At 70.2% G+C, this 12,853-nt stretch carries 7 protein-coding genes; 6 read left to right on the top strand and 1 reads right to left on the bottom strand.

Annotated elements, in window-relative coordinates; all coding sequences use genetic code 11:
• Positions 1–103 precede the first annotated feature (103 nt).
• From ACIQWG_RS09020 to ACIQWG_RS09005, 4 genes are read left to right on the top strand one after another with little or no spacing between them, the layout of a single operon-like run.
• A complete protein-coding gene (locus ACIQWG_RS09020) occupies positions 104–2,989 on the top strand; it encodes a sigma-70 family RNA polymerase sigma factor (protein WP_404092287.1) in 2,886 nt (961 codons plus the stop codon).
• Between the two features lie 41 nt (positions 2,990–3,030).
• Complete coding sequence (locus ACIQWG_RS09015; protein WP_404092284.1) at positions 3,031–6,156, top strand: helicase-related protein; 3,126 nt, start codon at positions 3,031–3,033, stop codon at positions 6,154–6,156.
• Positions 6,153–8,000, top strand: coding sequence for a DrmB family protein (drmB, locus tag ACIQWG_RS09010; RefSeq protein ID WP_404092281.1), 1,848 nt, complete (start codon positions 6,153–6,155; stop codon positions 7,998–8,000). Before ACIQWG_RS09015 ends, drmB begins: the two co-directional genes overlap by 4 nt.
• Complete coding sequence (locus ACIQWG_RS09005) at positions 7,997–9,085, top strand: DNA helicase (protein ID WP_404092279.1); 1,089 nt, start codon at positions 7,997–7,999, stop codon at positions 9,083–9,085. The genes drmB and ACIQWG_RS09005 overlap by 4 nt, the downstream gene beginning before the upstream one ends.
• Before the next feature lie 330 nt (positions 9,086–9,415).
• Here ACIQWG_RS09005 and ACIQWG_RS09000 read toward each other — a convergent pair whose 3' ends face one another.
• A complete protein-coding gene (locus tag ACIQWG_RS09000) occupies positions 9,416–10,195 on the bottom strand; it encodes a DUF427 domain-containing protein (RefSeq protein WP_404092277.1) in 780 nt (259 codons plus the stop codon).
• A 270-nt stretch (positions 10,196–10,465) separates the two neighbouring features.
• Between ACIQWG_RS09000 and ACIQWG_RS08995 the strand changes: the two genes are divergently transcribed.
• A complete protein-coding gene (locus ACIQWG_RS08995; RefSeq protein ID WP_404092275.1) occupies positions 10,466–11,968 on the top strand; it encodes an esterase/lipase family protein in 1,503 nt (500 codons plus the stop codon).
• A gap of 62 nt (positions 11,969–12,030) precedes the next feature.
• On the top strand, positions 12,031–12,765 hold the full coding sequence (locus ACIQWG_RS08990) for a response regulator transcription factor (RefSeq protein WP_404092272.1): 735 nt from the start codon (positions 12,031–12,033) through the stop codon (positions 12,763–12,765).
• The last annotated feature ends 88 nt before the right edge of the window (positions 12,766–12,853 follow it).

The raw sequence follows: 12,853 nt of genomic DNA, 5'->3' as shown, positions 1-12,853 counted from the left end.
GCACGAGCTCGTCCGATTGGGTCTGCATGTCCAGGACGTGCGTGTACATGTAGATGCGGACTCTCCGGATGTGGAAAAGGTTGCACAGATTCGTGGAGAAAATGTGTTCCCCGGCGCCGACCTGGTGCGGACACTGCTGCTGCGCTACGCGGACACCGACGGATTCGTGACCTCCAGAGCGGTGGACGGCGTCGCCCGGCTCGCGGGACTCGGCGCACGGCAGACGGATGCGCTGAGGTCCTGGGCAAAGGTGCGCGACACCGATGGAGACGCTGCGACTGACGATCCCCGCACGGAGGAGATTCGGCCCGAAGGCGAGGGGGGAGAGCCGTCGGTCTCCGGGAAGCCGGGGGCCGGAGTGGAGGGGCGTGACATTGCCGCCGCCGTCGTCGCGGCGCTAGCCGTACTGGAGGAGGACCGCTTCCGAAGACGTCCCGGCGACTCTCTCCTGAAGGCCGAAGCCGAGGTCGGCCTCGCTGTGCTGCTGCGCGGCGGCGTGGAACGCATGGCTCAGGAGCCCGACGCCGAAGAATTGAACGGACTGGGGTCGGGCGATCTGAGGGCTAGGGCCCGCGACTGCCTGGTCCTGCACAACCAGCGCCTTGTGCACTCGCTCATCCGTTCCTACCTGGAACAGGGGTTGGACTACGAGGACCTCTTCCAGGTAGGAGCGCTCGGGCTGATGCGAGCCGCTCGCAAATTCGACCCGGCCAAGGGCTACAAGTTCTCGACGTACGCGACCTGGTGGGTGCGGCAGCAGATCACCCGGGCCATCGCGGACGAGGGCGCTCTCATCCGGATCCCGGTCCACATGCACGAGCAGATGCGCAAGGTGGCTGCCGCTGAACGCGCACTCGCCGCGCAGGGGCTCCCCACGACGGCCGTCGACGTGGCGGTGCGGTGCGACATGACCGTGCAGAAGGTGGAGGAGATCCGGAGACTGAGTCGACGTACCGACTCGCTCGACCGGGTCGTCGGTGACGGTGCCACTCTTGGCGACTTCGTCGGGGAGAGCCAGGCCTTGCCGTCGGTGGAGCAGGGTGTGCTGAACACACTCCTCACGGCAGACGTCATGGCCGTCGTCGACACCTTCTCTGAGCGTGACGCCCGCGTTCTCGTCCGGCGCCTGGGCCTGGACGGCGACGAACCCTCGACGCTCGACGAACTGGGGCGGGAGTTCGGCGTGACCAGAGAGCGCATCCGGCAGGTGGAGAGCAAGGCCCTCTCGGCATTCAGGGTGCGCCTGCGGATGGCCGGGGTCGTCGGCGCGTACGAGGTCGGGAATGAGCACGAGCCTGTGGGGGACGGGGAGCAGGCCCCGTCGACGAAACGGCGTGCTTCTGGCAAGGCGAAGCCCGTCGCCTTGGTGGACGAGTCGTCATCCCGAGCCGACGGCGGCCTGCTCCAAGTCGTTGAGCCGTCACACCGTGGCGACACGGAGGATGCCGTGGCAGTGGAGGAAGGCTGGAGGGAAACGGGCGGGGGCACGCACGACGGCGTCGTGGAACCCCTGCTGTCGACCCCGGCTGTCGAGGCCGTCGAGCGAGAAGAGTCCGACGAGCTCGATGATGCCGGCGAGCCCGAGTCGTCCGAGGAGCCCAGCCCGGCCGAGCCGGCGGGGCGCACCGCGGACTGGGAGAAGGCCCTGCGTCTGGGCGCCAGGTTCGACGGCGGCATCGACTGGCTGGCCGAATACGCGCTGCTGGCACTGGGACAGGCCCAGCTGACCGTGATCCTCGGGCCTCCGGCCGCGGCGGACGTCGTACGCGCCGCAGGGGAGCGTACGATGCCCGGCCGTCAGGTGCTCACGGCTCTGGAAGTCCTGCAACGCGTCTTCGACACCCTGCGAAAGGCCCGGCTCCGGCCCGAGGACTTCTTCGAGCGGCCGTCGGAGGCACTGGTCGGGCTGACCCCCTCGGCGTATCTGGCCCGTAAGCCGCTGGTGAACTCGGAGTCCCGTCTGGCCGTGCGTGACGCGCTGCGGGAACTCGTTGCGAACCTTCCCGGCCGAGGGGCCCCGGCGGAACCACCCCCTGCGCCCGACGATGAGCACGTGGGCGGCGCGTCCGCGAGGACCTCGGACGGTGCAACCACCATGCCGGAGGTCATGTCCGACAACGCGCGGCCGCCCACCCCTGGGGTCGGCGACGCGCCGGTCCGGACCGAGATGGTCCCCCGACGTGGCACACCCTCCGACGAGAGGAACGAGGCCCACCTCGATGTGCCTGGAGACGATGAGGTGGTGGCCGTCGCAGGAGACTGCCCGGCAGCGCACCCGGAACTGTCCTCTGAGGACCGGGGTGGGAGAACACAGTCCACCGCCGTCCAGGAAGCGGATCAGGAAGGCTCTGACGACGGCCGGCTTGTCGCCGGGCTCCGCCGTGAGTACGAGGCCGAGTTGGAACGGGTACGGCTCGAACACCAGGAGCGCCTTGCGCACCGTGCCGTCGAGGCACGCGCCGCCACTGTAAAGGCGGACACGGAGCGGCAACTCGACGCTCTTGAGGACGTGCTGCTGCGGCGTATGGACAGGACAATGGCTCGCCGCGAGCAGTTCTTGCGTGCCGAGGCCGGAGCACGGATCGAGCTGCTGAAGCAGGAACAGCACGTGGTGCGGCAGGGACTCGTCCAGCAGGTGGAACAGGCGGAGGCATCCGCTCGGGCTACCGCGGAGGAGGCGGACTTCCACCGGAGACGGGCCGGGGAGGCCGATAGGCGTCTGCGGGAGTACCGCGAAGGAGCCGAGACGCGAATCTCCGACCTTGAAGCCAGACTTCGGCAGGCGGAGGACGCACTCGCCGGGCGGAACCAGGCCGTAGAGGCGGCCCGCCGGCACGCGGAGGCCGTCGAGCAGCAGGCCGCCCAGCGCATCGCCCAGAGCGAGCACAACGCCTGGGCCCGCATCACCGAACTGCAGCAGGAGCTGGCCGCGGCGCAGGCAGCCGACACCGCCCGCACCACGTTCCGGGACCGCTGGCGCCGCACCTGAAGCGCACATGGCCCACGTCCCCGTACCTCTGAAGGAACAGCATGGACCCCAGACATGAACTCGTCGCCTACTTGCACAGACAACTCGTCGGCCCGGTGGGAGGCGAAGAGGAGACGCTCGACGCCCCACCGGACCGGCAGTACCTGATGGGCACCCTGTATCCCCAGGACGCCGATCTGCAGCGCCAGTTGGACCTGGATGGCGAGGAACCGGACGGTGCCGGTACGGAGAGGGCCGCCGAGGATACCGCTCCCGCCGCCGACCCCGTCCCGGAGTCGAACTCCTGGCTGCCCGCCTCGCTCGGCCTCAGCTTCCACACCGACGCCGCCACCGTGGAGATCCGCTGTTCCGGCGCCCGCTACGAGACCCGCTCCGGCACGAGCGAACGGGGCCGGAGCTGGCAGCGCATCTCGCTGCCGGCCGAGACGCACACCCTCGGGCCCGGACGAGACCAGGTCCCCGTCCTCGACGCGCGCGCCGAACTCCGTGTCAGGCGCCGGGTGTTCGGCACCGGACAGCTGGTGACCGTGGCTCTGGTCAACGCGGCCCGGCACGAGCCGGCCCTCGGCAAGGCCGCCCAGTGGGACCGCATGTTGTTCCAAGTGGAACTGGAGGTACGGCCCGTCGACGGCCGAGTGCTCCAGTACCCGAGCGTCCGACTCGCGAGCCGCGACCCGGAGGAGCAGGAACTGCGTCTGCAGTACCGGCACGTGCGCACCCACGCCGTGGGGCACGGCTGCGCGGTCGCGGAACAGTACGACGATGCGGGGGGCCAGGTAACGGCGCTGCGCGCGGCCGTCATGCCGGAGGCCGAGGTCACCGGTGTACGGGCGGCGGGCCCCAGCGGCACGCCGGTGCTGAACCTCGGGCACCTTGCCGACCCTGACGTCTCCGTGGACCAACTTCGCGAGGAACTCTGGGAGTTCGTCGCCGACTACCGCGCGTGGTATGTGGGGCAGCTGAACGCGGACATCCCCGAGTGGGGACGGGCCGCCGCCGACCGCATCCTGGGCCGTGTCGCCGACGCCGTCGCCCGCATCGAGTCAGGGGTGCGCACCCTTTGCGATCCGTCCCGGCCCGAAGTGCTGCGCGCCTTCCGTACAGCCAACCACGTCATGGCGCTCCAGATGCGCCACTCCGCCCCGGACCTTGCGGGGACGCGCCGGTCCCGCCGCGACGCCGTCCCCCCGGATCCGAAGCCGGCTCCCGGGGCCACTTGGCGCCCCTTCCAGCTGGCGTTCTTCCTGCTGGCCCTGGACGGCGTGGCCGACCCCCGGCACCGGGACCGGGCCGTCACCGACCTCATCTGGTTCCCGACCGGCGGTGGCAAGACCGAGGCGTACCTGTTGCTCGCGGCCTTCACGATGGCACTGCGCAGGCGTGAACCCGACGGGGGCGGCACGGCGGTCCTCAGCCGCTACACCCTCAGCCTGCTCACCACCCAGCAGTTCCAGCGCGCGGCCACCACCGTGTGCGCCCTTGAAACCCTCCGCCGGGCGGACCCGGCCGGCTACGGCGAGGAGCCCTTCTCGATCGGTCTGTGGGTGGGTGAGACGACCACGCCGAACACCTACGAAAAGGCCCGTGCGGCCTTCGACGACGCACGCGCCGCCGCCCGGCCCGACGACGTGTTCATCCTCGATCGCTGCCCCTGGTGCGGCACCCGCATCCTGCCCGCCCACAAGTCACCAGACATCGGTGACTACGGTGTGCGCGCCGGAGCGGACTCCTTCGCCTTCTTCTGCCCGCGCGAGGAGTGCGTCTTCCACGACGAGCTGCCCGTCGCCGTGGTGGACGAGCACCTGTACGACCGGCCGCCCACGTTCGTCCTGGGTACTGTCGACAAGTTCGCCCGACTGGCCTGGGAGCCCCGTGCCGGACGGCTGTTCGCGGCGAGCGGTACGCAGCTGCCGCCGTCCCTTGTCATCCAGGACGAACTGCACCTGCTCACTGGCCCACTCGGCACCACAGTCGGCCTGTACGAGTCCGCTGTGCTGGGGCTGTGCACCCGGCCCGACGGCATGGGACCAAAGATCGTGGCATCGACGGCCACCATCCGCCGCTCAGGAGAACAGGTCCGCGCTCTCTACGGCGGTGACGTCCAGCTCTTCCCGCCCGCCGGGCTCGACGCCCGCCACTCGTACTTCGCCGAACCGGACACCTCACGGCCCGGCCGCCGCTACCTCGGCGTCATGGCCCAGGGACACACGGCGGGCCGCGCCGCCGTCGCAGTCGCCGCCGCTCTGTTGCAGGGCGCCTGGGAGCTGCCCGAGGAACACCGGGACGCCTACTGGACACTCGTCGCCTACCACCACAGCCTGCGTGAACTCGGCCGGACCGTCACCGCTGCGGCCGATGACATTCCTGCCCAGCTCGCCGGGCTCGCATCCGGTTTCGGCACAAGGAAGCTGACGGATCACCAGGTGCAGGAGCTGACCAGCAACCTGCCGCGTGCGGAACAGCCCGTACTGCTCGATCGGCTCGAGAAGCGATGGGACCATCCGGAGTCGGTGTCCTTCCTGCCCTGCACCAACATGCTGTCCGTCGGCGTCGACGTGAAGCGGCTGGCACTGATGCTCATGCAGGGGCAGCCCAAGACCACGGCCGAGTACATCCAGGCCACCAGCCGGGTCGGCCGTCACGCGGTGCCCGGCCTCGTCGTCACGTTCTTCAACGCCACCCGGCCGCGGGACCGTTCGCACTACGAGACCTTCGATTTGTACCACCGCTCGCTGTACCGGCACGTCGAACCGACCAGTGTGACTCCGTGGTCCGTCCCCTCGCGGCGCCGCGCCCTGCACGCCGCTTTCGTCATCCTCGTCCGGCACCGCCTCGGCCTCGCCGCCGAGAACCAGGCGGGGACGATCCTGCACCACCTGCCCGAAGCGGAGGCCCTCGTGGCAGAACTGGCGGCGCGCGCCGAGGCATGCGAACCCGCCGCGGGCGACGCCGTACGCAAGGAACTGGCGGACCTCCTCGCCGACTGGGCGGAAGCCGCGCGCGCAGCGCGCAAGGACGGCCGGGAGTTGTTCTACCGCAGTCAAGGCAAGGGCCAGTCCAACCTCATCAAGAGCTTCGAGCAGCGATACGGCCTGTGGGAGATACCCAACTCGATGCGCAACGTCGATCGGGAGTGCCAGGTGATGGTGAAGGGAGCCGACCTGTGAGCCGGACACTGCGAGTACGCCAGTCCCAGACAGTGGTGCCCTTCGGGGTCGGAGCCGTCTTCGACATCCAGGGCGAGTCGTTCGTCGCCACCGGAATCGGAGACTGGCCGAGCCGGGGCAGGCAGCCGGTCGACTCACCCCGGCTGGCCTCCCGGCTCGGGGTGACCGGTTTCTTCGCTGCCCCAGCGACGGCCAATGACCGGTTCGACACGCCGGACGCGCCCGGGGCACCGTACATCCGCTTCCCGTCCTGGCTCTTCTGCGGTGCCTGCCGCCGCATGACCAGGTGGCGCATCGCGGACGAGAAACCCGGCCGTCCGCCGCGCTGCCCGTCCTGCTCGCCGGGGCGGGCCCTCGCGCCCATGCGATTCGTCCAGATCTGCCAGGCCGGACACCTCAGCGACATCGACTGGTGGTTCTGGGCCCACTCCCGGCAGGACGCGGGCGAGCGCCGGCAATGCGGAGATCGCGAAAGACTGCGCTTCCTGGTCTCCGAACGCGCCTCCGGCCTTGAGGCGCTCTCCGTGGCCTGCGCAGCCAAGGACTGCGGGGCGGCCCGGGACCTGCTCGACATCCTCGGCACCCACGGCATGCGCTGCTCGGGACGCAACCCCTGGCAGCGGGCGAGCGAGGCCGTGGAGTGCGAGAAGCCGGTGCAAGTGGTGCAGCGCACTGCGGGAAACCTGTACTACCCGATCGTTCACTCGGCGCTCGACATCCCCGAGACCGTGGTACCAGCGATTGTCGACGACGGGCTCGCCGCACGAGTGCGCGGACACGATCTTTGGGTGTCGCTGTGCAGAGCCGCCGACTCACCGCGGGCCCAGGTCTTCCGTTCGATGATCCAGGAGGACACGAGCGTCGACGACCAGCTCCTCGACATCCTCCTCGCCGAAGAGACGGGCAGGCCCACCACAGAGACCTCCACCGGGACCGGAACTCACGACCGGCCCGACCTGAGCCGGGAGGAATGGGCGGCCTTCACCGCTCCGACCTCGCTGGCCACCCGCGACTTCGCGCTGCGCGAGACCACGCTCGGGCTCGCCGGTGAGACCGCCGACCCCTGGGCGGGTCTCAGTCGACGCTTCGGCCGGATCGTCCTCGCCGACCGGCTGCGCGAGGTGCGCGCCCTGTCGGGCTTCACCCGGGTGTCCCCGGACGCCACCGTCGTCTCTGCCGACACCGCGCGGCGCCTGAGGTGGCTGCCCGCCGTGGAGGTCTTCGGAGAAGGCATCTTTCTCACCCTGGACAAGAGCGAACTCGCCGCTTGGGAAGGGGACACCTGGGTCCGACGTCGTGTCTCCGGCATGCGAGCAGACCTCGACCGCTCCTTCCAGAAAGACCGTCTGGAGACTCTGACCGGACCGGAACTGTCCCCGCGCTTCGTGCTCCTGCATACCCTCGCGCACCTGCTGATCCGCCAGCTTTCCTTTGAATCCGGGTACACGACGGCGAGCTTGCGCGAACGCGTCTACGCACGCCCTGAGCAGGATCAGTACGGCATCCTCGTCTACACGGCTGCCGGAGACGCGGAGGGAACTCTCGGCGGTCTCGTCCGGCAAGGTGAACCGCCCCGGCTCGCCGAGACTCTGCTGCGGATGACGGAGGCCGCGGCCTGGTGCTCGGCCGACCCCCTCTGCGCCGAGCACACCGGCCAGGGCTTCGGCAACCTCAACCGCGCGGCCTGCCACGCCTGCGCGCTGCTCCCCGAGACCAGCTGCGAGACGGGCAACACCCTCCTCGACCGCGCCCTGGTCGTCGGCGGCGAACGAGTACCCGGCTACCTGGAGTCCATCGTCACCGCGGCCCGCGCCGCGGCCGCAGACGCCGTGGAGGAGATGTGACCGTCACCTATCTCGACCTCACCCAGGAGCAGCGCTCCTGCCTCGACGAGCTGCCCTTCGACGGCAACCACCTCATCAGCGGTCCGCCAGGAAGCGGCAAGAGCATCCTGGCGGCCCAGCGAGCCGTCATGCTCGCCCTGACGGGAACGCCGGTGGTCCTGCTGACCTATTCCAACCTGCTGCACCAGTCACTGGCCGGAGCCGTCCACGTTCTGGGCCCCGTGGACCGCAGCGTGCGGGTGCGGACCGTGCACGCCTGGCTCACCGAGTGGTACGGCGGGAAGCCGCCCGGCGGCCCCGACGGCTGGTTCGACTGGCCCGCCCTGTACGAGCGGGCCGCGGCGACCGCCCCGCCGCCCGGACTCACCCTGGTCGTGGACGAGGGCCAGGACCTGCCACCGGAGTTCTACCGCCTCTGCCGACTGCTGGGAGCCCGCACGACGGTGTACGCGGACGAGTGCCAGAGTCTGACCGACACCAACTCCACGCTGGCCGAGATCGCTGAGCGCCTGGGCCGCTGCGCGCGCCACGAACTCGACGGCAACCACCGCAACACCCGGCAAATCGCCTCCTTCGCGGCTCATTTCCACACCGGAGCCGGCATGCCTCCGATCCCGGAACGGGACGGCCCGCCTCCGCGGCTGCACCGCCTTCCGCAGCGTGGGGCAGCCGACCTGGTGATGCTGCTGGCCAAGCAGCATCCGCAGGACACCATCGGAGTGATAGCCCACTCCAAGCACACGCAGTTCTCGCTGCTCGGCACACTGCAGAACAAGGCCCCCAGGCTCAAACCACAGCTCTACACCTCCGATGCCTGGAAGGGCGGCCGGTACCACCGCCTGGACCTTGGCCGTCCCGGCGTCGTCCTGGTCCACCGGCGAAGCGCCAAGGGCCTCGGCTTCGACACGGTCGTCATCCCTGACACGCACACTGACGCCGCCACCGATCCCACCTCTGCCGCTCTGCGCATGCAGTACTACGTCATGGCCACGCGAGCCCGACGCGAGCTGCATCTCGCATACGAAGGAGCATCCGAGCCGCCGCTGTTGGCGCAAGTGGGGCCAAGCGAGTTGCTACGGGGCTGACGCCAGGAATGACACAGGTTCAAGAGAGTGACGGTCCCAGTCCGCTGAAAGCAGCCCAAAGCCTCCGTCAGAACCGGTGCACTGCCGTGAAGAGAACACTGCTCTGGTCGCCTCCACGGGGCAGCCGGGGTTGACAACCGCTTCCGGGGTTTCCTTCAGACCTCCCGATCCCCTTCCATGGGCATGTATCTGCAGGTCGTAGGGATGCGGTGGCACTCCCCGGCGTACAACCCGACTCGTCTGCCGCTCCACCGCCCGCCGTCCGGTCGGTCGCGGTCTCAGGCCGTTTCCCAGCGCTGAGATGGCGCCCTCAGCGTCCCGGGTGCCCCCTCAATCCCTCGACGCAGGAGAAAACTTCGTCCTAGGCCGCTCCAGCCCCTGCCCGTCCAAGACGATGTCGACCTGCTCGTTGTAGAAGGCGACCAGGCCGGCGATCGGTAGCAGTGGGCCGGTCGGGAAGTCGTAGGTCCACGCCAGGTCGGGATGGACGCGGTCGCCGGTGCGCACGGACCAGTAGCCGCTGGTGACGCCCTTGTACGGGCAGGCGGTCTCGGTGTCGCTCGCGATCAGGTGCCGGAAGTCGATGTGGCTGCGCTCCAGGTAGTACCGCGTCGGGAGCCCCGTCTCGAAGACCATCACGCAGGAGGGCGCCTCGGCCAGGACGACCCCGTCGAGTTCGACGCGGACGGGGCGGGTCGAACGGAGCGCGTCCACGCGGACGTACGGGTTGCGGGGGTGGACGAAGACCTGCTCGTCCTCCTCGTACCAGGCGTCCAGCGCGTTCCAGTCGAAGCGGGCGGTTCCCGTGAGGCCCTCGATGGGTGACTCGCGTACCACCTTGGCCGCGCGGGGACGGTGGATGTCGCCGAACTGGACGGCGTGCACCTCGACCGTGCCCCGGCTGCCGCGCTGGGTGCGGCCCTCGGCGGCGAGGAGGTCGGGGTGGATGTCCTCCAGCGGGATGTAGTACTGGGGGTAGTAGCTCCATTCCCACACGTACCGCGCGCGGGTGGTGTCGATGACGGTCTCCGAGCCCAGGACCGCACGGATCCTGCGCGGCACGGCCTCCACGTGATTGACGGGAGCGATCATCGCGGGGTAGTCGGGCATGGATGACCTCGTTCGTTCGTAGCGGTTCCGGGTGGCGGGAATCGTCCCGGCCCCTCGGAGGCGACGCTAACGCGCGATGGCTGTCATGCACGCGGACGAACAGGTGGAGTCAGCCTTCGGTAAGAATCACGGCCCAGGGCTCCTCCAGGCCGGCCGAACGGGTCGGCGGCGGAGCCGGTGCGTCACCGTTCCGGCCCATCCCCAGAGGCCAGAACCCCGGCCTTCCTCTAGTCAGGAGGGGAAGAGAACCCCGGCCGACGGAGGCAAGCCGTGGACGACCCCCGCAGACTCCCCATCATCTACGTCCGAGGCTTCGCCGGCGGAACCGGTGGGATCGACAAGGCTGTCGACGACCCCTTCTACGGCTTCAACGAGGGTTCCACCCACGTCCGCGTCGGCGCGCACAACCAGCCGCTGTTCCACCAGTTCGAGAGCCCGTTGCTGCGCCTGCTGCGGGACGAGGGGTACGAGCTGCTGGTGAAGGGGGACCAGGCGGCCTACCTCGCCCGCCACGCGGAGATCCCCGCCGGCACGATCTGGATCCACCGCTTCTACGACGGCTCGGCCACCACCTGGGGCGGCAGCCCTCAGGAGTACCGGCTGGAGAACGCCGCCGCCGACCTGCTCGACCTGATCGACCGGGTGCGGGACCGGACCGGCGCCCCCGCCGTCCATCTCGTCGCCCACTCCATGGGCGGGCTCATCTGCCGGTGCCTGCTCCAGAAGGTGCTGCCCGACCGGGGGCGTGACGCCGCCGAATGCGTCGCGAAGCTCTTCACCTACGGCACCCCGCACGGCGGCATCACCTTCGAGCTGGGCGGCGGGCTGCTGGAGCGGATGCGGGACCTGACCGGTGTCCAGGGCGGGGACATCTTCGGGCCCCGGCGGATGTACGAGTACCTCACCCCGCAGGCCCGGCGGGACCCCGACGGCCCGCCCGAAGGGTGGGATGCCCGCCGGATGCCCGAGGGGCCGGGGACGCTGCCGCTGGAGCGGGTCTTCTGCCTGGTGGGCACCAACCCGACCGACTACGACGTCGCCCTCGGGCTGTCGTCCGCCGCCGTCGGCCCGCACAGCGACGGGCTGGTGCAGATCGAGCGGGCGTATGTGCCAGGGGCCCAGCGGGCCTTCGTGCACCGCAGTCACAGCGGACGCTACGGGATGGTCAACTCCGAGGAGGGCTACCAGAATCTGCGGCGGTTCCTCTTCGGGGACACCCGGGTCGAGGCGTCGCTGGTCGGCTTCCGGCTGAGCGGTGACGACGACCTCGTGTGGCAGGCCGAGGCCTCGCTGTCGGTGCGCGGGCTGCCCGTGGTGATGCACGAGCGGCTCGCCGGGCACTGGTGCCCCATCCAGCTCGACACGCCCCCGGACGGACAGGAGGCGTCGGTGTCGCTGGCCACCACCTTCCTCAACAGCGGACTGCGGGCCGTCACGGACGAGCCCATGCGGTTCATCCTCGATCTGCGGATCATCTCCCTGCGTGAGAAGGGCGGCATCTTCGACCTCTTCGACCACCTGGAGCAGACCGCCGACCTCGCCGACACCCTCGTCATCGACATCGGCACACCGCAGGCGGGGCCCGGCATCTGGGCCACCTGGAACTCGGAGATCGAAGGCGCCATCCGGGACCACAGCGTCGCCGGCGCCCCCCGCGCCGACGAGGACCCCACCCCCGACCGCTGGGCCGCCCACATCCCGCTGCCCGCCACCGCCGCCCGCCTCCTCGGCCCCGACGCGAGGATCCGGCTCGTCGCCACGCCCTGGACGTGAGGCGCCGACGCGGCCTGATCGGCACTTACTTGCCTGAGGCAACCCGCAGGTAGAGTGGCCGTATGCCGAAGCCGCCGTCGACCGACGCGGTGTCGGCGACACCGGCCGTACCGGCGACTCCGGATGTGCTGCTGGTCGTCGGTGAGCCCCGTACGTCCGAGCCGCTCGCCGCGCTGCTGGAGCTGGCCGGCTATCGGACCGTCGCCGTGGACCGCGCCACCGAGGCTCATGTCCTGCTCACCGAGCGCCGGTTCGACCTGGTCATCCTCGACGTGACCCTGCCGGACACCGAGGCCCTCCGGCACAGCCGCCGGCTCCTCGCCCCCGACCGCCCGGCCGTCCTGCTGCTCACCGGGAGCGGGGAGTTCCTGGGCAGTCTTCCCGGGGGTGGTCCCGCGACGGCGGACGGGCAGGCCGGGGGTGCGTCGGGCCGGGTCGCCGAAGTCCTCGCGCGGGTACGGCAGTTGGTGCGCGGCGAGGAACCCGCCGGCTGGGACGGCGCGCTGCGCTACGGCGACCTCGTACTCGACGACGCCACCCGCCGGGCCCGGCGCGGCGAGCGCGCGATCGAGCTCACGCCCGCCGAGTACCGTCTGCTGCGCTGTCTGCTGGTCAACTCCGAACGCGTGCTGTCCAAGGAGCAGATCGGCCGCCACGTCTGGGCCGACCCCCCGACCGACAGCGCGATCGAACGGCTCGTCTCACGCCTGCGCCGCAAGGTGAACGGGGACCAGGCCGCCCTCATCCACACCCGCCGGGGCTTCGGGTACTGGTTGGGCCGGGCCGTACAGCCGTAGGCCCGTACAGCCGTAGGACCCGTACAGCCGTGGGCCTCGTACAGCCGTAGGCCTCGTCCGGCGGGTTACGCCCTGTGCCCTGGGTCAC

Origin of the sequence: Streptomyces sp. NPDC098781 (assembly GCF_044759995.1) — a bacterium.
Lineage (GTDB): Bacteria > Actinomycetota > Actinomycetes > Streptomycetales > Streptomycetaceae > Streptomyces.
Note: the sequence above shows the minus strand (reverse complement) of the source record. Positions and strands in the feature narration are given on the sequence as shown.

Bases quoted from the DNA above. Each gene is read 5' to 3' on its own strand.
- ACIQWG_RS09015 (WP_404092284.1), top strand. From the start codon at position 3,031: ATGGACCCCAGACATGAACTCGTCGCCTACTTGCACAGACAACTCGTC.
- ACIQWG_RS08990 (WP_404092272.1), top strand. From the start codon at position 12,031: ATGCCGAAGCCGCCGTCGACCGACGCGGTGTCGGCGACACCGGCCGTA.
- ACIQWG_RS09000 (WP_404092277.1), bottom strand. From the start codon at position 10,195: ATGCCCGACTACCCCGCGATGATCGCTCCCGTCAATCACGTGGAGGCC.